This is a genomic window from Diaphorobacter sp. (assembly GCF_050251835.1).
In the GTDB taxonomy this organism is placed as follows: Bacteria; Pseudomonadota; Gammaproteobacteria; order Burkholderiales; family Burkholderiaceae_C; genus JBFXIE01.
Genome location: NZ_JBFWLZ010000049.1, coordinates 1 through 20,293, shown reverse-complemented (window position 1 = coordinate 20,293; position 20,293 = coordinate 1). Strand labels below are relative to the sequence as shown.

Here is a 20,293-nt window from a genome sequence, read left to right as displayed (position 1 = left end):
AGTAGGTCATCGTCAGGCTCCTTCAGCCCCAAACCGCCCTCCCACTTAAACCGTGGGAGGGCGTTTTGCGTTGGAATGCAATAACGTTGAAGTCCTCTTCACTATGGGCAGGGACTGAAGCACCAATTAACATAGGCCGCTCAAAGCGGTTTTTCTTGTTTTGGAGACAATGCCTACTTACACCATCAGTGATCTCGCAAGGGAGTTTGATTTAACGACCCGGGCGATTCGGTTTTACGAGGATCTGGGTTTGCTTCAGCCCGACCGCGCTGGCCCAGGTGGGCGCAACCGCGTGTACAGTGCTCGTGACCGCACGCGTTTGAAACTGACGCTCCGTGCCAAACGTCTCGGCCTCTCACTGACTGAAGCCAAAGAAATCATCGACCTGTACGATTGCCCTCGGGACACTGGAGCGCAGTTGTGTAGGTTTCTCGAGGTGCTTGCTGCTCATCGCAAGCAACTGGAGTCGCAAATGGTGGATTTGCAAGCCAACCTGGATGAAATTTGCGAACACGAACGTGAGGCGCGGGATCTCCTGGCGCAACTGGAATCCTCAAAGTCGTGAATTTGTGGATAATTGACGTTTACGTAAACGTAAGTGAGCCCGGCCTCGTCCGGGCGATCTTTTGCTTGTGCCAACCTGACGGGGCGTATCCGGAGCCCCGGTCACCTTGATTGACGGGTGAGGCAGAGCGACGTGCGAATACACAACCCTCTCCAGGAGACAACGATGAGCATTGCCACCCAGTTGCCCGGTCTTAACTTCCAGCTCGGCGAAGATATCGACGCTTTGCGTGACGCCGTTCGGGAGTTTGCGCAAAGCGAAATCGCACCGCGCGCCGCCGAGATCGATAAGACTGACCGCTTTCCCATGGACTTGTGGCGCAAATTCGGTGATTTGGGTGTCTTGGGCATCACCGTTGGCGAGGAATACGGTGGTGCCGACATGGGCTACCTCGCTCACATGGTGGCGATGGAAGAAATCTCGCGCGCCAGCGCCTCGGTGGGTCTGTCGTATGGCGCCCACTCCAATTTGTGCGTCAACCAGATCAACCGCAACGGCAACGCTGCCCAGAAAGCCAAATACCTGCCCAAGCTCATCAGCGGCGAGCATGTGGGCGCGCTGGCCATGAGTGAGCCAGGCGCAGGCTCGGACGTGATCAGCATGAAGCTCAAGGCCGAAGACAAGGGCGGCTACTACCTGCTCAACGGCAGCAAGATGTGGATCACCAATGGTCCCGACGCGGACACTCTGGTGGTTTACGCCAAGACCGAGCCCGAGTTGGGCGCCCGCGGCGTCACGGCTTTCCTGATCGAAAAAGGCATGAAGGGCTTTTCGATTGCCCAGAAGCTCGACAAGCTGGGCATGCGGGGCAGCCACACGGGCGAGCTGGTGTTCCAGGACGTGGAAGTGCCTGCAGAAAACGTGCTGGGCAACGTCAACGGCGGTGCCAAGGTGCTGATGAGTGGTCTGGATTACGAGCGCGCCGTGCTCACTGGCGGCCCGCTGGGGATCATGCAGGCGGTGATGGACAACGTGATCCCGTACATCCACGACCGCAAGCAGTTCGGGCAGAGCATTGGCGAGTTCCAGCTCATCCAGGGCAAGGTGGCCGACATGTACACCGTCCTGCAGGCGGGGCGCTCGTTTGCCTACACCGTCGCCAAAAACCTCGACATGCTGGGCAGCGACCACGTGCGCCAGGTGCGCAAGGACTGCGCCAGCGTGATTTTGTGGACTGCCGAGAAAGCCACCTGGATGGCCGGTGAGGGCGTGCAGATCTACGGGGGCAATGGCTACATCAACGAGTACCCACTGGGCCGTCTGTGGCGCGATGCCAAGCTGTACGAAATCGGCGCAGGCACCAGCGAGATCCGTCGCATGCTGATCGGCCGCGAACTCTTCTCAGAGACTTGCTGAACGGTCTGGGCAGGTGGTGAGTTGCTACGATATTAATAGCTTCTTGCGCTTTCTGTAAAAGGCTTGCGGGCAAATATTCATACAAAAAACCCTTGAAACCGGGGATTTTTGCTGCCTGCGCTACCCTGCATGCTGCTGCTGCAGCTGAAAGAGTGTTTTTTGATGATGAAAAACCACTCTAACCCTTGCTAGGCAAGCGCCGGTAGCTCCTGAAAGATGAGTCATTTCACGATCCCCGCAGTCCGACACCAAAAAGAAAGAACTTCCGTATGACCACCACCTCCATCGAAGAGCTGTTCGTCCACAACCGCGAGTGGGCAGAGCAAATGGAGCGCGACCGCCCCGGCTTCTTCACCGGTTTGATGGCGCAGCAAAAGCCCCGCTACATGTGGATCGGCTGCTCCGACAGCCGGGTGCCAGCCAACCAGATCACGGGCCTGGAGCCTGGTGAGGTGTTCGTGCACCGCAACGTGGCCAATGTGGTGGTGCCCAGCGACCTGAACTGCCTGTCCACCATCCAGTACGCGGTGGACCAGCTCAAGGTGGAGCACCTCATGGTCGTGGGCCACTACGGCTGCGGCGGCGTGCAGGCGGCGCTGGAGGATATGCGCGTCGGGCTGGCCGACAACTGGATCCGCCACGTCAAGGATGTGCGCGACAAGCACGCGGCTTTGCTTGCATCCTTGCCGCTGCAGTGGCGCCTGGCGGCACTGTGCGAGCTCAACGCCATCGAGCAGGTGGTGAACGTGGCGACCAGCACCGTGATGCGCGATGCCTGGGCGCGCGGCCAGAAGGTGACGCTGCATGGGTGGTGCTATAGCCTGCAAAACGGCCTGATCACCAACCTGCACATGACGGTGCCCGGCGCGGGGGGGCTGAAAGAGGTGTACCAGTCGGCGGTGGATCGGGTGGCAAGCCGCGAGCGCGTCTGACGCATCGGCTGCAATACCGGCTGTCCAGCGCTTGCGGGCACGACAAGACCATGTTTCCCCAGCGCCTGGACGCCCCGCAGGCCTATGACATCGCCAAGGCGATGATGGACGGATTCAACCGTCACTACCGCCTGTTTCGCGCAGAATCCGCGCGCGCCAAGCACCGTTTCGAGACGGCCGACTGGCACGGCCAGCAGCGCGCCCAGCGTGAGCGCATCGAGTTCTATGACCTGCGCGTAAAAGAATGCGTGCGCCGCCTCGACAACGAGTTCCATGCCGGCGCGCAGCCCATGGAGGTGTGGCATCAGGTCAAGCTGCATTACATCGGGCTCATGGTGAATCACCTGCAGCCCGAGCTGGCCGAGACTTTCTTTAACTCGGTCACCACCAAGATCCTGCACCGCACGCACTTCCACAATGACTTCATCTTCGTGCGGCCCGCGGTCAGCACCGAATACATCGAAAGCACCGACCCCGCAGCGCGTCCCACCTACCGCGCCTACTACCCCTCGCGCGACAGTCTGCAGCAGACGGTGTACCAGATGGTTGAAGACTGCGCGCTGCAGCGCCCTTTCGAGAACCTGACGCGCGACGTGGCATGCGTGGTGCAAGCCCTCGAGCAGCGGCTGGGCGGCGCGAAGCTGCGCACCAACTTCCAGGTGCAGGTGCTTTCCAGCCTGTTTTTTCGCAACAAGGGCGCGTACCTGGTGGGCAAGCTGATCAACGGCTACACCGAGCTGCCCTTTGCCTTGCCCATCCTGCATGCACAGCAAGGCGGCCTGGTGATCGACGCCATGCTGTTTGGCGAGAGCGACCTGCAGATGCTGTTCAGCTTCGCGCGGGCCTACTTCATGGTGGACATGGAGATCCCCAGCGCCTACGTGCAGTTTCTGCGCAGCCTCATGCCCCGCAAGCCCCGCGCCGAGCTGTATTCGGCCCTCGGTCTGGCCAAGCAGGGCAAGACGCTGTTTTATCGCGACTTCCTGCATCACCTGCGCTACTCCAGCGACCAGTTCCGCATCGCGCCCGGCATCAGGGGCATGGTGATGCTGGTGTTTGACCTGCCGAGCTTTCCCTACGTCTTCAAGCTCATCAGGGACCAGTTCGCGCCGCCCAAGGACACGACACGCGAGCAGGTGCAGTCCAAATACCTGCTGGTCAAGCAGCACGACCGCGTGGGCCGCATGGCCGACACGCTCGAATACAGCCTGGTCGCCTTCCCGCGCGACCGGTTTTCAGACGAACTGATCGACGAAATACGCAGGCATGCGCCCAGCCAGCTGGAGATCAGCGACCGTGACGGCGATGGCCGCCAGGAGGTCATCATCCAGCACCTGTACATCGAGCGGCGCATGATTCCGCTGAACATCCACCTGCAGGAATGCTTTGACACCGGGCTGGATCAGCCCGAGGCGCATGCCGCACTCACGCATGCAGTGGTCGAGTACGGCAACGCCATCAAGGACATGGTGGCCGCCAACATCTTCCCCGGCGACATGCTGTGGAAGAACTTCGGCATCACCCGCGACGGCAAGGTGGTGTTCTACGACTACGACGAGATCGAATACCTCACCGACTGCAACTTCCGCCGGGTGCCCCCGCCGCGCTGCGAGGAAGACGAGCTGTCCGGCGAGGTCTGGTGGCCCGTGGGGCCGCGCGACGTATTCCCCGAGACTTTTGGCCCCTTTTTGCTGGGCAACGCCGCCGTGCGCGAAGTGTTCATGCGCCATCACGCGGATCTGCTGGACGTGGACTTCTGGCAGTCGCACAAAGAGCGCATCCAGTCGGGCCACCTGTACGACGTGTTTCCGTACGACCACGCACGGCGATTTGGCCGGGCCCCTTTTCCATCAACGCAAAAACCAGGAGATACCGCATGAGTCAACACCACGACCCCATCGTCATCGTCAGCGCTGCCCGCACGCCCATGGGCGCCTTCCAGGGCGAGTTTTCCGACCTCGCCGCGCATGACCTGGGCGGCGCCGCCATCAAGGCCGCTGTGGAGCGCGCGGGCGTTGCGCCCGACAAGGTCGATGAAGTGCTGCTGGGCAACTGCCTCATGGCGGGCCAGGGCCAGGCGCCCGCGCGCCAGGCCGGCTTCAAGGGCGGCCTGCCGCAAAGCACCGGCGCGGTCACGCTGTCCAAAATGTGCGGCGCGGGCATGGAGGCCACCATCCTGGCCCACGACCAACTGGTTGCCGGCAGCCGCGACGTGATGGTCGCCGGCGGCATGGAGAGCATGACCAACGCGCCCTACCTGCTCAAAAAAGGCCGCGGCGGCTACCGCATGGGCCACGACAAGGTGTTCGACCACATGATGCTCGACGGCCTGGAAGACGCCTACGAGGCCGGCCGCTCCATGGGCACCTTTGGCGAAGACTGCGCCGCCAGGTACCAGTTCACCCGCGAGCAGCAAGACCATTTCGCCATGACCAGCGTCCAGCGGGCGCAGGATGCGATCAACTCAGGCGCCTTTCAGGCCGAGATCACCCCCGTCACCTTCAGCACCCGCAAGGGCGACGTGACGGTGGCGCAGGACGAAGGGCCCCTGAAGATCCGCATCGACAAGATCCCCACCCTCAAGCCCGCGTTCAAGAAGGACGGCACCATCACCGCCGCAGCCAGCTCCAGCATCAACGACGGCGCGGCCGCCATGGTGCTGATGCGCGCGTCCACCGCCCAGCAACTGGGCTGCAAGCCGCTGGCAAAAATCGTCGCCCACGCCACGCACGCGCAGGCGCCCGAGTGGTTCACCACCGCGCCCGTGGGCGCCACGCAAAAGGCGCTGAAGAAGGCCGGCTGGACGGTCGATGATGTGGACCTGTGGGAGGTCAACGAAGCTTTTGCCGTCGTGCCCATGGCGCTGATGCATGAGCTGAAGGTGCCGCACGACAAGGTCAATGTGCACGGCGGCGCCTGCGCACTGGGCCACCCGATTGGCGCCAGCGGCGCGCGCATCGTCGTCACGCTGATCCACGCGCTGCAGCGCCACGGCAAGAAAAAGGGCCTGGCCACGCTGTGCATCGGCGGCGGAGAAGGCACGGCCATGGCCATCGAGCTGCTCTAAGAAGCTGTGAAGGAATCCGTCACGCCGGATTCCTTCACACTTTCTGACATCTGTCTTGATCGGCGTGTAGAAACGCGAGGGCAGGCGTGGATGGACTGTCATCCGCGCCGATGATCGACACTCCACCTGCCCCTTGCGGCCTGTTTCACCATGAAGTTCAGCTCCAAACTCCTCTTGTGCGCCGTTTTGCCTGCGGTGCTTTTCATCGTGGGCCTGGCGGGCAGCATTGCCGGCCTGGTCTATACCAAGAGCCAGTTTGTGAGCTACATCCAGGTCGAGCAGCGCGTCAGCACCGGCCTGGGCGACATGTATGCCCAGGGCCTGCAGATGGGGCAGGCGCTGCGCAACATCGTCCTGGATCCGGCAAACCCCCAAGCCTACAAAAACCTGGACTCTGCCCGCGACGCCTATGACAACGCCTACGCTGGCGTCAGCCAGGCGGGCCGCGGCACCGCGTTTGCCGCCGGGCTGGCCCAGCTCGCGCCCTTGCGCGCCAGCCATGCCCAGGCCCAGTCCCGGGTGCTGGAGCAGGTCAAGGCGCAATCGCCCGATGTGGTGGCCATGCTCAACAGCACCGAAACCCCGGCATGGCGCGCGCTGCGCACTGAGCTGATCAAGCAGATCCAGTTTGCCGATCAGGTCTCGGGCCAGGCGCGGGCCAATGTCGAGCGCCAGGTCAATCGCATCATTGTTTTTTCTGCATTGCTGGCACTGGCTGCTGTGGCGGTGTCGGCGGGGTTTACCTGGTACCTGCGCAACACCGTCAGCAAAGAACTGGGCGGCGACCCCGGCGATGCGCGCAACGCCCTGCGGCAGATTGCCGAGGGCAACCTGGCTTTTGAAGTCCCACCCGCCTCCCACGACCACAGCCTGATGCAAGGGCTGCACCGCATGCAGGGCGCGCTGCGCGCCCTGGTGGGCCAGGTGCGGCAGTCCACCGACAGCATCACCACTGCCAGCAACGAGATTGCCGCGGGCAGTCAGGATCTGAGCAGCCGCACCGAAAGCCAGGCCAGTGCGCTGCAGCAGACGGCGGCCTCCATGGAGCAGCTGTCATCCACCGTGCGGCTCAATGCCGACAACGCCCGCCAGGCTGACCAGCTGGCCCAAAGCGCCAGCGAGGTGGCGCGCCAGGGCGGCGACGTGGTGGCCCAGGTGGTGAGCACCATGAAGGGCATCAACGACAGTAGCCGCAAGATTGCCGACATCATCAATGTGATCGACGGCATTGCCTTTCAGACCAACATCCTGGCACTCAACGCCGCCGTCGAGGCCGCCCGCGCTGGCGAGCAAGGCCGCGGTTTTGCCGTGGTGGCCAGCGAGGTGCGCAGCCTGGCGCAGCGCAGCGCCGGGGCGGCCAAGGAAATCAAGAGCCTGATCACCGAAAGCGTGGATCGCGTGGAGCAGGGCAGCGCCCTGGTGGATCGCGCGGGCAGCACCATGGATCACGTCGTCACCAGCATCGGCCGCGTGACCGGCATCGTCGGCGAGATCAGCGCGGCCAGCAGCGAGCAAAGCCAGGGGGTGTCGCAGATCGGCGAGGCCGTCACCCACATGGACCATGCCACGCAGCAAAACGCTGCGCTGGTGGAAGAGTCCGCCGCCGCAGCCATGAGCCTGCGTGAGCAGGCACAGCACCTCAATCAGTTGGTGGGCACCTTCCGCCTCTGAGAGGCGCGGCCTGCAGCGACCGCATCAACACCAATATCAATACCAACACCAACACCAAAGAGAGACAACCATGCTGCTGACCCAAGACCAGGAAATGATCCGCGACGCCGTGCGCGACTTTGCACAGACCGAGCTGTGGCCCCACGCCGCGCGCTGGGACAAGGAGCACCACTTTCCCGGGGACGCGCACCGGGGCCTGGCGGCGCTGGGCGCCTATGGCATCTGCGTGCCCGAAGAGTTTGGCGGTGCCAATCTGGATTACGTCACGCTGGCACTGGTGCTCGAAGAAATCGCCGCGGGCGACGGCGGCACCAGCACTGCCATCAGCGTGACCAACTGCCCCGTCAACGCCATCTTGATGCGCTATGGCACCGCCCGGCAAAAGCGCGACTGGCTCACGCCGCTGGCGCGTGGCGAGATGCTGGGCGCGTTCTGCCTGACCGAGCCGCATGTGGGCAGTGATGCCTCGGCGCTGCGCACCACGGCCGCCCGCCAAGGCGACGAGTACGTCATCAACGGCGTCAAGCAGTTCATCACCAGCGGCAAGAACGGCCATGTGGCCATCGTCATCGCCGTGACCGACAAGAGCGCGGGCAAGAAAGGCATGAGCGCCTTCATCGTGCCCACCAGCAACCCCGGCTACGTGGTGGCAAGGCTGGAGGACAAACTGGGCCAGCACAGCAGCGACACCGCGCAGATCAACTTCGACAACTGCCGCATTCCCGCCGACAACCTCATCGGCGCCGAGGGCGAGGGCTACAAGATCGCCCTGGGCGCGCTGGAGGGCGGGCGCATTGGCATCGCTGCGCAAAGCCTGGGCATGGCGCGCAGCGCGTTTGATGCGGCGCTGGCGTATTCCAAAGAGCGCGAGAGCTTTGGCACCGCCATCTTCAACCACCAGGCCGTGGGCTTCAGGCTGGCTGACTGCGCCACGCAGCTGGAAGCCGCGCGCCAGCTCATCTGGCACGCCGCCGCGCTGCGCGATGCGGGACGCCCCTGCCTGAAAGAAGCCGCCATGGCCAAGCTGTTTGCCAGCGAAATGGCCGAGCGCGTGTGCAGCGCCGCCATCCAGACCCTGGGCGGCTACGGCGTGGTGAGCGACTTTCCGGTCGAGCGCATCTACCGCGACGTGCGCGTGTGCCAGATCTACGAGGGCACCAGCGACGTGCAGAAAATCCTCATCCAGCGTGCGCTGGCATGACGAAAGGCCAGCGTTCATTGCTGCTCGCCCAATAGACGAAGCCGCCACGCCAGTGCCCACATCTCTGCCCATGCCCCCCATGCCATGCCCCTGCGGCGCCCAGACGCAGCGGGGCAAACCCCTGGCCTATGCCGACTGCTGCGGCCGGTATGTGGAGCACTTCGACACCACGCCCGCGCCCGATGCGCAAAGCCTGATGCGCTCGCGCTACAGCGCGTTCGTGCTGCAGCGGCGCGAATATTTGCTGGCCACCTGGCACGCCAGCCAGCGCCCGGACACGCTGGAGTTCGAGCCCGCGGCGCACTGGCTGGGCCTTGCGGTGCGCAGCCACCGGGTTCTGGATGCCGACCATGCCGAGGTTGAGTTTGTCGCCCGCTACCGCGCCAGCGGCCCTGGCGCGGGCGGGCGTGCGCAGCGCCTGCACGAGCGCAGCCGCTTCGTGCGCGAAGCCGGACGCTGGTTTTATGTGGATGGCGACATTCGCTGACGTAGCACTGACTTCACGCTTGCGGCGACCACATTCCCTGGCCTGCCAGGGCGATAAGGATGATGATTCATGGCCCGCTGGTTGCCCGGCCCTGATTGATTGGGCCCGAGTCAGGCAGCCACCATCCACAGCGCCGTGGCCACCAGCACCAGCGCCATGGCGCGGTTGAACCACAGCAGGCGCTGACCACGGGCCAGCCAGTGGCGCAGCAGCGCGCCCGCGGCGGCGTAGACAAAATTGCTGCCAAAGGCAAAGGCCGCCATGACCGGCAGCACCACGGCCAGGCGCTGCAGGCCGTCGTCGCGCCCCACCACCCAGCCCGCCACGATGGTCAGCGCCAGCAGCCAGGCCTTGATGTTGACGAACTGCAGGGCCACGCCCTGCCAAAAACCCACCGTCAGGCGCTGCGCGTCGGCCTCGGACAGCCGGCCCGAGCGCGACAGCCTGACAGCCAGCCACAGCAGATAACCGATGCCCACGGCCTTGATCGCCCAGCGCAGCGCGGGCATGGCCAGCACCGCGGCGCCCAGGCCGGCTGCGCACAGCACCAGCAGCACGCACCAGCCCACCGGCACGGCCACCACAAAGCGCATGGCCGCGGCCAGGCCGCGGTTGGCAGCCAGCGCGGTGGACAGCGTGGTGTTGGGCCCCGGGGTGAAGCTCATTGCGGTGGCCAGTACCAGCAGGGCGGTGAACTCAATCAGGGGCATGAATTATTCAAAAATAATAGCTGCCAGCGCTTTATTTATAAGCGCTAGAGCCAAAAAACATCAATGGTTCTCAGGCCGGGTCACCACCAACTCCGATAGCACGCGCAGCAGGCAGCGGTTGACGTGCTCGGGGTCCAGCTCGTGCGTCTCGCACAGCTGGCGAATGGCGCCGCCGTCGTCGCTTTCCAGGGCGCAGGCCATCTCCAGGCTGGGGGCGTAGGGGCCGGTGTGCAACACGGCCGCGTTATAGACGCGCTCGGACAACGGCAGGCGGCGCAGGATCACCCCCAGGGGCTCGCGCAGCAGCTCGTCGAGTTGCGAGAACAGGCCGCTCAGATAGACCTCGCCGCGCAGCTCTTTGCCTGCACCGGGGGCCAGCAGGTGCTCGGTCAGGCGCGCGCGCAGCACCATGCTGGCGCGTATGGGGTGCAGGTCGGGCTCGGTGGCGGTGTGCGGCAGCTGATCGGCCAGCCAGCGCCCCAGCGAGCCGTAGCCCATGATCACCAGCCCGCGGCGCAATGAATCGACGCCCGTGGCCAGGCCCAGCGCGGCGGAGTTGCAGTGCGTCAGAAAGCGGTAGGCCAGCAGCGGGTCCTCGCCCAGGATTTGCTCGAAGCGGTCGATGGACTGCTCCTCGTCAATGGCCTTCATCAGCCGCAGCACCACCTGGTGCGCGGGTTGCAGCGGGCGGTGGCGCAGGCTGTAGAGCACGTCCTCCATGGGCCAGCCGGCCAAGGCCAGAGCCCCGCCCTGGTCCAGGCAATGCGCCGCCAGCGTGCGGCTGGCCACGTTGTCGTACAGCTGTCCGGCAATCAGCGGGCTGGTCTTGCCCGTGGCGGCGGCCTGCAGCGCCAGCATGGCGTCAGTGCTGGACAGGTGCAGCATGCTGTTGTCGAACAGTTGCGCGGTGGCGGCGTCGGGCAGGTGGTTCAGCTCGCCGCGCCACACCATGCGCAGGCCGCGCGCATGGGCCTGGCGCGCGCGCTCGCGCACTGCGGGAATGTTCAGCCAGGCGTCGGGCACCTCGATCCAGGGCGCGCCGCGCGGTGCATGCTCCAGCAGATCCATCAGCAGTTGCTGCGTGCGCGGCGACAGCAGCAGCGGCGGGGAGCTGGCCGTCCACAGCTCTTGGATGGTGCGCAGCAGGTGCGGCGCGTCCACCACGGTGGCGCCCGCGCTGTGAACATAGAGCTGGACGCCGGCCAGTTTGCGCGCGGCATTCCACAGGGGCCGGTAGCCCAGCAAGAGGCTGCCAAGAACGGATTGGACCATGGGGTTGTCAGAGTGGGTCAGGACATCAAGGCCGCCATTGTCGGGCCAGCCGCACGCCTGTGCATCTGGCCAAACCCTGCGCCGGTGACGTTCGCGGCGCGCAGGGTCAATGCGGGTGCAGATTCCCTGTGGGGTGGAGTGCTGAAAGGCGCCGGCTCACTTGCCTGGCGGTCATTTCAGATAGTCGAACAGCGACAGGCGCTGCACCTGGGCATAAGACTGCAGCGCTGCCTGGTAGCCGACGTTGGCATTCTCGAAATCGGAGATGCCCTTGATCATGTCCAGATCCTCGGCGCGCGAGCGGTCGCCTTCGAGCTGGATGGAGCGGTTTTCCTGGTCGCCGGTGATGCGGTCGGCGCGGTTGAGCAACTCGCCCGCATAGCCGCGCACGTTGTGCAGGCGCTCCAGTCCGGCGTCGATATTGGCCAGCGCCTGGCCCACGGCCTGTGCGGCTTCACCGCTGTTGGCGGCCCCGCTGAGCCCGCGGATGGCGCTGTCGATGGTGCCCATCAGGCTGGAGCTGGGCTGCAGGGCAATACCGTCGCCCACCGCAGGGGTGCCCGTCAGGTTGAACGACATGACCGTGTCGGCGCCTTCGGCGATGGTGATGGGAATGGGCTGGCCGGTCTTGACGGCAGGCGAGGTGACCGAAATGGGCGGCCCGCCGTTCTTGCTCAGGTCATAGCTGACCTGTGTGGTGCCTGCCGCCGCATCTACCGTGACGGCCGTGATGGTCATGTCATAACCCGCGCCCGCCAGAATTTCGCGGTTGGTGGTGGTGATGGCGCTGGTCACCAGCGTGCTGGCGGGGCCGCGGTTGACGCTGGCGGTGTAAACGCCGTCGCGCACGGGGTCGAACATCAGCGCCGCATGCCCGTCCACCGTGGTGGGGATGTAAGTGGTACCGCTGGCTGTCTGGCCGGGCAGTCCGGCAAAAAGGTAGTCAGGGTTGGCCAGCAGCGGGCCGGTGAAGGGCTCCAGCGCGCTGCCCAGCGCACCCAGCAGCGGAATGCCATTGGTGTCCTTGCGGTTGATCACGTCGGTGAGCTGCTCGCGCAGGCTCTGGATCTGGGAGGCGTAGGTCTTGCGGTCCTCGGGCTTGAGCGTGCCGCCGCCAGCGGCCACCACCAGCTGGCGTATCTCCTGCACCAGGCCCACGGCGTCGCCCAGGGTGGATTCGGCCTGCGCAATGGCATTGCGCTGCACCTCCAGTGCGCGCTGCTCGGCCTGGATGCGGCTGATGCGGGTGAGCGCGCGCTCGGCCTGGGCGGCGGCGACCGGGTCGTCGCTGGGGCGCACCACGCGCTTGCCCGAGGTCAGGTTTTCCTGCAGATCCACCAGGGACTTTTGCCGCGCGCTCACGTTGCGCAGCGATGCGTCGTACATGTTGGCGGTGCTGACGCGATAAAAAGAGCTGCTCATGGCGATTCCTTTCAGCGGCCCATGGACTGGATCAGGTTGTCAAAGATGTTCTGCGCGATCTGCAGCATCTTGGAAGAAGCCTGGTAGGCCTGCTGGTACTGGATCAGCCGGGCGGCCTCCTCGTCCAGGTTCACGCCGGACACGGCCGTGCGGCTGGCCTCCAGGTTGCTTGCAATCGAGTCCGACAGGCTGGCCGCGTACTGCGCGCTTTGCGTGCGCGTGCCCACCTGGGCCATCAGGCCGGCATAACCGTCGGACAGGGTGGACTCGTCAAACATCTTCTCGTCGCGCAGCGCCATGAGGGCGCTGGCATTGCCCGCGTTGCGGGTGTAGATGTCGCCGCTGAGCTTGGCGTCGCCTACGGCCACGGTGTCGCCATCCTTGGGCGTGCCCTGAAGGGTGATGGCCCAGCCATTGATGCGGATGGCCTCGCCAGAGGTGTACGGGATCACTGTGGTGCCAGCCATGTAAGAGCCCGGTGGCGAGATATTCAGGGGCGGCTCACTGGTGCCTGTGACAATGAAGCCGCCCTGGGCCTGGTCGTAGCGCAAAGTGACTTGCGCTGGTACGGCGGGCGTTGCCAATGTGGCGTCGCCGACCACGCCGGTGTTGACGACTTCGGGCGGGTTGACGTAGCTGGTGGGCGTGCCGCTGGTCTTCCAGTGTGAGCCGGTCGCCTCAAGCTTGGCCAATTGCAGCGTGCCACTGTTGTGGGTTCCCATGGCTGCGTTGACCGGGTTGGCAGCAGCCAGGTCGCGCGGCGAAAACACCAGTGCCTTGATGTTGGCGGCCGCGTCGGCAAAGGGTTTGAACAGCACGCGCTCGTTGGCGGTGCCTGCCGTGGTGAAGTCAAAAGTCAGTCCGTCGATCTGCTGGCCGCGCAGGTCGGCCAGATCGGTGAACGCGGTGGTCTGCCCGTCCGACAGGCGGATCACCTGCCCGGCCGGGGGCGCGGTAAAGCGCACCTCGTAGTCCGATGCGGCAAAGTCCGAAGTGCCCAGGGGCCCGGTGAAGTCCACAATGCCCTTGGCAGCGCCGCTGGTGCGGCCCAGTGCTGATGTGGGCAAGGCAAACAAAGGCTTGCCTTGCTCGCCACCCAGCGTCAGCCCCATGCCCTGCTGGTAATTGATCGTGGAGCCAATGGCCATGGCCATGCGCCCCAGCAGGTTGCGACCCTCGGCCAGGTCGTGGTTGGCAAAGCGCAGCAGGCCGGCCACCTCGCCGCCGCCCAGCATGGCCTCGTTCAGCTCCACGGGCGCGCCACCCTCGGGCTTGAAGTACAGCTGCATCAGCTGGCTGCCCGGAAATTGCCGGGACTCGGCCACCAGCACCTCGCTGGCCTTGCTGCCCAGCACCAGCGCCTGGCTGCCGCCCACAAACACGCCCAGCGTGCCGTCGTCGGCGGGCACCTGCGTGGTCTGTATGTACTGGTTGAGGTCGCGCACCAGCTGGTCGCGCTGATCCAGCAGGTCGTTGGGGCTTTGGCCGTTGCCCTTGGCGCGGGCGATTTCCTCGTTCACCGCGCCAATGCTCTTGGCCAGTGCGTTGATGCGGGTGGTGTTGGTTTGCAGCTGCTCGTTGACCGAGTATTCCAGCTCCTGCAGCAGCGAGGCGCTGCTGCGCATGCGCGCGGCCATCTCGTCCATGCGCGTGAGCGTGACGGTGCGCGCCGTCATGTCCGAGGGCGAGGCCACCACATCGACCAGCGAGTTCAGCATGTCGGTGATGGCCGCTCCCAGCCCGTCGGCGCCCCCCCGGAAAATGTCCTGCATCTGCGCCAGGCGATCCGCGCGCACCGTGTCGCCCGCGCGCGCCGCCTGCGCGGCTGCGGCCTGGCGGGTGAGCAGCTCGTTGTGGTTGCGCAAGATGGTGGCCACCTGCACGCCCTTGCCGATATAGCCCGAGCCGGTGAACTGGCCCTGCACCGTTTCCATGACCACGTTCTGGCGCGAATAGCCCGCCGTGCTCACGTTGGCAATGTTGTGCCCGGTGGTTTGCAGGGCCACCTGGTTGGCAAGTAGGGCGCGTGCGCCGACGTTGAGCAGACTCATGATTCAGTACCGTGATGCTGTGTGCGCATTCAGGCCTGGGTGCCCGATGCCTGGGCCAGGACGGGGGCTGCGGGTGTGCCGGGCGCAGTGGGCGCTGCGGGTGTGCGCGCCACGGCCAGCGTGCTTTGAATGGCGCGGCTGAGCTTGGCGGCGTACTGCGGGTCGGTCGCGTAGCCAGCCTTTTGCAGCTCGGCCGCGTAGGCCATGGCCGAATGGGTCTTGCCCCGCGCCTTCTCGTAGCGCGGGCTTTCGTTGATCAGGCGCGCGTAGTCCCTGAACGATTCCTCGAACGAGTCATAGGCGCGGAACTTGGCGGTGACCTTCTGGGCCTTGCCGTCGATGTATTCGGTGGTGGTCACCTCGGCCACCTTGCCCGCCCAGCCCCGGCCGGCCTTGATGCCGAACAGGTTGAACGAGTTGCTGCCGTCCTTGTGGCGGATCTCGCCACGGCCCCAGCCGGTCTCATGCCCGGCTTGCCCCAGCATGAAGCTGGCTGGAATGCCGCTGCTTTGCGCCACGCGCTCGGCCGCGGCGCGGTGGTGCTGCACGAAGTCGTCGCGTCCCTTGGGTGATGCGGCGCGCGGGTTGTCGGCGGGCGCGGCGGCCTTGCGCAGCGACACATCCATGCTCAGCGTGGAGCCCGGCACCAGCGTGGTCTGGCCGTCGCCGCCCAGCTGGCGCGACAGCTGGCGCTGAATGGCCTCGGCCAGCCCGCCGGGCTGGCCCGACATCTGCACCGACAGCTGCTGGTCCAACATGTCGCTGGCCAGGTTGCCCTCGGCGCCGTCCAGCAGGCCGGACTTCATCGTCGCCTCGCGCATGCTCTTGATCAGCTCGCGCATGAACAGGGATTCGAGCTGCTTGGCCGCCTCCAGCGTGGCGTCCTTGGTGGACTGTGCATCGCCCTGGGTGGCCTGCAGCTTCAGGTGGTTGAGCGAGCGACCATCCACTGCCAGCGCCTGGCGCGCTGAGGTGATGGCGGCAATGGGTGAGAGGGCCATGTCAGATCACCTCCAGCTCCGCGTTCAGCGCGCCGGCGGCCTTGATGGCCTGCAGGATGGCCAGCAGGTCCTGCGGCGTGGCGCCCAGCGTGTTGAGTGCGCGCACCACGTCGGCCAGCTGCGGCGAAGGCGGCATCTGGATGACGTTGCCTGCCGCCTGCTGGATGGTGATGTCGCTCTTTTGCGCCACCACCGTCTGCCCTTGCGACAGCGGGCTGGGCTGGCTGATGACCGGCGTGGTGCTGATGGTGATCGACAGGTTGCCGTGCGCAATGGCGCAGGGGCCCAGCGTCACCGCCTGGTTGAGCACGATGGAGCCCGTGCGCGCATTGATGACCACCTTGGCCGCGGGCGTGGAATCGGGCAGCTGCAGCTCCTCCAGCTCGGCAATGAAATTGACGCGGGCGCCGGGGTCTTGCGGGGCGCGCACCTGCACGGTGCGCCCGTCCAGCGCCACGGCGGTGCCGGGGCCCGAGCGTGCGTTGATGGCCAGCGCCACCTTGCGCGCGGCCTGAAAGTCCGAGGCGTTCAGGCCCAGGGTGATGGTGTCGCTGTCGTGCAGCGGCGTGGGCACGGCGCGCTCCACCTGCGCGCCGTCGGGGATGCGCCCGGCGCTCAGGTGGTTGATCTGCACCTTGCTGCCGCCGGCCGACGCGCCTGCGCCGCCCACCACCACGTTGCCCTGCGCCAGGGCGTAAATCTCGCCGTCCGCACCGCGCAGCGGCGTGGCGATCAGCGTGCCGCCGCGCAGCGACTTGGCATTGCCGATGGAGGACACCGCCACGTCGATCATCTGCCCCGGCTGGGCAAACGCGGGCAGCTGCGCCGTGATCACCACCGTGGCCACGTTCTTGAGCTGCGGCGCCGTGGTGCCCGGCGGCAGGCTGATGCCCATTTGCTGCAGATAGTTCTGCATGGCCTGCGCCGTGAAAGGCATTTGCGTGGACTGGTCGCCCGTGCCGTCCAGCCCCACCACCAGGCCGTAGCCCGACAACTGGTTGCTGCGCACCCCCTGCACGGCCGCGATCTCCTTGAGGCGCACGGCCTGCGCGGGAGACGCCAGGCCCAGGGCCATTACCAAGGCTGTTGCCAGGGCCATGAGCCAGTGGACGATGCGGGGGTGAGGCAGGGCTTTCATGCCCTCCATTGTGGGAGTGCGGCCTGCGTGCAAAGCGTGGAAAAGCGGGGGCTTTTGGGGCGTTTACCGGGGCTTTGTGCCGGCCTGCTGCCCGCCATTGCCCGCCCTCACCGCCGCGCGCGCGGCGCAGGGGGCCGAGCGGGCGCTGGCGCGTAGCGGATGCAGTAGTAGTAAGCGTTGGGCACGTCTGCCAGGTGGTTGGTGCGGGTGCGGCCTGCACCGTCCAGCGGGGCAGCGGTGTCGTACAGACCGGCTTGTACGTGGTACACGCCCGCTTGCCGCAGGGCCACGCCGCCGCCGTAAAAGCCTGCGGCCTCGGCCACTTCCAGTTCGTGCGCTGTGGGCAACTGGGCGTTTTGCGACTGGCAGTAGCGCAGCGCCGTGTTGCGCGACACCAGCCGGTCGGCATGGCCCGGCGCGGCCGTGAGCCACTGGGCGCCCGCCAGCGGGTTGCGCGGCGCGCTGAAGCGCGTGCCGTGAAAGTAGTCGAACAGCTCGCGTGCCAGGGCCTCGGCCAGCAGCGGCGCGGGGGCCGTGGCGGTGAAGCTTTGCGATGCGCCGCTGCGCAGCTTGACCAGCGTGGCCGTGGCCTGCACCAGCGCTGCGTCCAGCCGCGTGTAGGTGATGTACGCCGCCAGCGTGATGCGGCCCGCGCGGCCGGCCAGGTCGTCGCGCGCGCTGGGGCGCTGCAGTTGCTCGGGTGTGATGTCGGCAAAGTCAAAGCGCAGCTTGGGGCTGCGCGTGTTGATGCGCCGCGCCTGGCGGTCCAGCTCGGCGATCAGCTGCACGTTCAGGCTGCGCCCCAGCTCGGCCAGCGCTGCGCGTTCGTGGTGGCCCTGCAGCGCGTCCACGGCCTGCAGCGCGGCGGCCACCTTGGCGGGGTCGGCCTTGTCGGCGTGCAGGTCGGCAATGAGCTGCCTGTCCTGCCCGTACTCGCCCAGGTCGGACGCGCGGATCACCGGGATGTTGGGCCACACGGTGAAGGGCTGATCCGCCGGGTCGCGAAAGTCTTGTGACCAGGCGGGCGCGCACACCAGCGCCGCCCCCAGCGCCGCCGCGCGTACGGCGCCTGCCCACAAGCGTTGCAGCGGCATTTAAAACGGCGTGATGGTGTTGAACGCACGCGCCAGCCAGCCCATGGCCTGGGCCTCGGCCTGCTCGCCCAGACCGCGCGAGATCACGCGCACGTTGGCCACGTAGCGCGAGTCGATCACGCTGCCCGCGTAGCCCGGCTGGCCGCGGCGCAGGTGGCGCGGGTCAACGGTGCCCGAAAAACGCAGCACGTCCACGCTGCGATTCACGCCCACCTGTTTTTCGCCGGTGACGATCAGGTGTCCGTTGGGCAGCACCTCGGTGACGATGGCGGTGATGTTGCTTCTGAACTCGTTGTTGCTGGTGGTGTTGCCGCTGCCGTCAAAGGTGCTTTCGGTGGCGGCGCCGATCTTGGCGCGCGCGGCCAGCTTGGCGGACGTGGTGGGCGCCAGCAGCGGCAGCGTCGAGATGCCGCCGCTGGTGTCGCTGCTGCGGCTGACGTTGGATTTGGTGTCCTGCCTGGCGACGATGGTCTCTAGGATTTCGATGGTCACCATATCGCCCACCAGACGGGCGCGCTGGTCTTCGAATGCGGGCCGGTAGCTGGCGGCCTGAAACAGGCTGCCCGTGGCCGGGCCGGCCGGGCTGGACGGGCGGGGCAGCGCGGCAACGGGCGGCGGCGTGGTGGGCAGCACGTCCACCGGCGGCGGCGGGTTGATGCTGGTGCAGCCAGCGGCCAGTGCAGCGGCGGTGGCGGTGCACAGCAGGCGCAAAAAGGTGGTGGTCATGGCGGTGCTCCTTGTCGCGCGGTTCACAGCTGCGACAGCTTGGCCAGCATCTGGTCGGACGTCTGGATGGCCTTGGAATTCATCTCGTAGGCGCGCTGGGTCTGGATCATGGCGACCAGCTCCTCCACCACGTTGACGTTGGAGTTCTCCAGAAAGCCCTGCTTGATGATGCCCAGGCCGTTGGTGCCGGGCTCGGCCTGCTGCGGCGCGCCGGAGGCCGCGGACTCGCGGTACAGATTCTGGCCCGCAGGCTCCAGCCCGGCGGAGTTGATGAAGCTGGACATGGTCAGCTGGCCCAGCTGCTGCGGCGTGGGGTTGCCCGCGGTGGTTACGGACACCAAACCGCGCTCGCTGATGCTGATGCTCTTGGCATCCGCTGGCACTGTGATGCCCGGCTGCACCGGCAGGCCGCTGGAGGTGACCACGCGCCCCTGCGAGTCCAGCTTGAACGAGCCGTCGCGCGTGTAGCCCGTGGTGCCGTCGGGCAGCTGCACTTCAAAAAAGCCGTTGCCGTCGATCGCCACGTCCAGGTTGTTGCCCGACTGCTGCAGGCTGCCCTGCGTGAAGTTGCGGCTGGTGGCCACCACGTTCACGCCCAGGCCCAGGTGCAGGCCGGTGGGCAACTGGTTTTCTTCGGTGGTCTGGCTGCCGACCTGGCGCAGGTTCTGGTAGATCAGGTCTTCGAACACCGCGTTGTTGCGCTTGAAGCCGGTGGTGGACACGTTGGCCAGGTTGTGCGAGATCACGTCCAGCTGGGTTTGCTGGGCGGTCATGCCGGTCTTGGCAATCCACAGTGAATTCATCATGGCGATTCTCCTTTTGGCGATGCAGGTGGCGGCATCAGCCGTTCAAGCTCAGCAACTTGCCAGCGCTTTTGTCGTCGTTCTCGGCGGTCTGCAGCAGGCGTATTTGTTGTTCAAACTGGCGGGCGGCGGCAATCATGCCCACCATGCATTCCACCGCGTTCACGTTGGAGCCCTCCAGCACGCCCGAGCGCAGGCGCGCATTGGGGTCGGCAGGCAGCGGGTCGCCGCCCGCGGTGCGAAACAGCCCGTCGTCGCCGCGTTGGATCGGGTTGTCTGCACCGGGTGTGGCCAGCTTCAGGCGTGCCACGGGCTGCGGCGCTTCACCGGCCAGGCGGGCGGTGATGGTGCCGTCCGCGCCCAGGGTGATGTCGGCATTGGGCGGCACGTCGATGGGCGCGCCGCCGTCCGACAGCACCGCCATGCCGGTGCTGGTGACCAGCTGGCCGGCGGCCGTCACCTGGAACGAGCCTGCGCGGGTGTAGGTCTCCACGCCATCCAGCCCTTGCACGGCAAACCAGGCATTGCCCACGGCCATCGCGTCCAGCGGGCGGCCGGTGGTCTGCGCGGGGCCGGGCGTTTCCACATGGCCCGAGGTGGCCTCCAGCGCAAACACGCGGGTGCCCGAGCCGCTGCCCTGCAGCGGCACCGAGCGGAAGTTGGCCATCTCGGCGCGAAAGCCGGTGGTGGAGGCGTTGGCCAGGTTGTTGGCCAGCACCGCCTGCCGGTTCGCGGCAGCGTTGGCGCCGGTCATGGAGGTGTAGATGATGCGGTCCATGGTGTGGCCTCAGTGGTTC

The 20,293-nt window shown here is 66.0% G+C and carries 18 protein-coding genes; 8 read left to right on the top strand and 10 right to left on the bottom strand.

Annotation, left to right across the window (positions count from 1 at the left end):
• Positions 1 to 169: 169 nt before the first annotated feature.
• The 8 genes from AB7E35_RS13550 to AB7E35_RS13515 all read left to right on the top strand — a co-directional run bounded on the left by AB7E35_RS13550 (position 170) and on the right by AB7E35_RS13515 (position 9,279).
• A complete protein-coding gene (locus AB7E35_RS13550) occupies positions 170 to 565 on the top strand; it encodes a MerR family transcriptional regulator (RefSeq protein ID WP_428164257.1) in 396 nt (131 codons plus the stop codon).
• A 165-nt stretch (positions 566 to 730) separates the two neighbouring features.
• On the top strand, positions 731 to 1,921 hold the full coding sequence (locus tag AB7E35_RS13545) for an isovaleryl-CoA dehydrogenase (RefSeq protein WP_428164256.1): 1,191 nt from the start codon (positions 731 to 733) through the stop codon (positions 1,919 to 1,921).
• Between the two features lie 269 nt (positions 1,922 to 2,190).
• Complete coding sequence (gene can / locus AB7E35_RS13540; RefSeq protein WP_428164255.1) at positions 2,191 to 2,853, top strand: carbonate dehydratase; 663 nt, start codon at positions 2,191 to 2,193, stop codon at positions 2,851 to 2,853.
• A 50-nt stretch (positions 2,854 to 2,903) separates the two neighbouring features.
• The gene (gene aceK / locus AB7E35_RS13535) at positions 2,904 to 4,733 is read left to right on the top strand and encodes a bifunctional isocitrate dehydrogenase kinase/phosphatase (RefSeq protein ID WP_428167737.1); all 1,830 of its coding nucleotides are present in this window, start codon (positions 2,904 to 2,906) and stop codon (positions 4,731 to 4,733) included.
• Positions 4,730 to 5,920 carry an acetyl-CoA C-acyltransferase gene (locus AB7E35_RS13530; protein WP_428167736.1) on the top strand — a complete coding sequence of 397 codons (1,191 nt, stop codon included), beginning with the start codon at positions 4,730 to 4,732 and terminating at the stop codon, positions 5,918 to 5,920. Before aceK ends, AB7E35_RS13530 begins: the two co-directional genes overlap by 4 nt.
• A gap of 150 nt (positions 5,921 to 6,070) precedes the next feature.
• Positions 6,071 to 7,591, top strand: coding sequence for a methyl-accepting chemotaxis protein (locus AB7E35_RS13525; RefSeq protein WP_428167735.1), 1,521 nt, complete (start codon positions 6,071 to 6,073; stop codon positions 7,589 to 7,591).
• A gap of 70 nt (positions 7,592 to 7,661) precedes the next feature.
• Entirely contained in the window at positions 7,662 to 8,792 is a 1,131-nt protein-coding gene (locus AB7E35_RS13520) for an acyl-CoA dehydrogenase family protein (RefSeq protein WP_428167734.1), read from the top strand.
• Between the two features lie 70 nt (positions 8,793 to 8,862).
• Positions 8,863 to 9,279 carry a YchJ family protein gene (locus AB7E35_RS13515; protein WP_428167733.1) on the top strand — a complete coding sequence of 139 codons (417 nt, stop codon included), beginning with the start codon at positions 8,863 to 8,865 and terminating at the stop codon, positions 9,277 to 9,279.
• 110 nt (positions 9,280 to 9,389) lie between these two features.
• Here the strand turns inward: AB7E35_RS13515 and AB7E35_RS13510 are convergent, their stop codons facing one another.
• From AB7E35_RS13510 to AB7E35_RS13465, 10 genes are all read right to left on the bottom strand, one after another.
• Positions 9,390 to 9,989 carry a LysE family translocator gene (locus AB7E35_RS13510; protein WP_428164249.1) on the bottom strand — a complete coding sequence of 200 codons (600 nt, stop codon included), beginning with the start codon at positions 9,987 to 9,989 and terminating at the stop codon, positions 9,390 to 9,392.
• A 60-nt stretch (positions 9,990 to 10,049) separates the two neighbouring features.
• Positions 10,050 to 11,261, bottom strand: coding sequence for an HDOD domain-containing protein (locus AB7E35_RS13505; RefSeq protein WP_428164248.1), 1,212 nt, complete (start codon positions 11,259 to 11,261; stop codon positions 10,050 to 10,052).
• A gap of 171 nt (positions 11,262 to 11,432) precedes the next feature.
• Positions 11,433 to 12,683: a flagellar hook-associated protein FlgL gene (gene flgL, locus AB7E35_RS13500; RefSeq protein ID WP_428164247.1), complete on the bottom strand. Its 1,251-nt coding sequence runs from the start codon at positions 12,681 to 12,683 to the stop codon at positions 11,433 to 11,435.
• A gap of 11 nt (positions 12,684 to 12,694) precedes the next feature.
• Positions 12,695 to 14,734, bottom strand: a complete 2,040-nt coding sequence (gene flgK / locus AB7E35_RS13495; protein ID WP_428164246.1) for a flagellar hook-associated protein FlgK — start codon at positions 14,732 to 14,734, stop codon at positions 12,695 to 12,697.
• A gap of 29 nt (positions 14,735 to 14,763) precedes the next feature.
• Complete coding sequence (flgJ, locus tag AB7E35_RS13490) at positions 14,764 to 15,735, bottom strand: flagellar assembly peptidoglycan hydrolase FlgJ (protein ID WP_428167732.1); 972 nt, start codon at positions 15,733 to 15,735, stop codon at positions 14,764 to 14,766.
• A 1-nt stretch (position 15,736) separates the two neighbouring features.
• Positions 15,737 to 16,873 (bottom strand): flagellar basal body P-ring protein FlgI, encoded by a 1,137-nt coding sequence (locus AB7E35_RS13485; protein WP_428164244.1) that lies wholly within the window; start codon positions 16,871 to 16,873, stop codon positions 15,737 to 15,739.
• A 107-nt stretch (positions 16,874 to 16,980) separates the two neighbouring features.
• Positions 16,981 to 17,967, bottom strand: coding sequence for a hypothetical protein (locus AB7E35_RS13480; RefSeq protein WP_428167731.1), 987 nt, complete (start codon positions 17,965 to 17,967; stop codon positions 16,981 to 16,983).
• Complete coding sequence (locus tag AB7E35_RS13475; protein WP_428164242.1) at positions 17,968 to 18,693, bottom strand: flagellar basal body L-ring protein FlgH; 726 nt, start codon at positions 18,691 to 18,693, stop codon at positions 17,968 to 17,970. It lies immediately after the preceding gene.
• A 23-nt stretch (positions 18,694 to 18,716) separates the two neighbouring features.
• On the bottom strand, positions 18,717 to 19,499 hold the full coding sequence (flgG, locus tag AB7E35_RS13470) for a flagellar basal-body rod protein FlgG (protein WP_428164241.1): 783 nt from the start codon (positions 19,497 to 19,499) through the stop codon (positions 18,717 to 18,719).
• A gap of 34 nt (positions 19,500 to 19,533) precedes the next feature.
• Complete coding sequence (locus AB7E35_RS13465) at positions 19,534 to 20,274, bottom strand: flagellar basal body rod protein FlgF (protein WP_428164240.1); 741 nt, start codon at positions 20,272 to 20,274, stop codon at positions 19,534 to 19,536.
• Positions 20,275 to 20,293 lie beyond the last annotated feature (19 nt).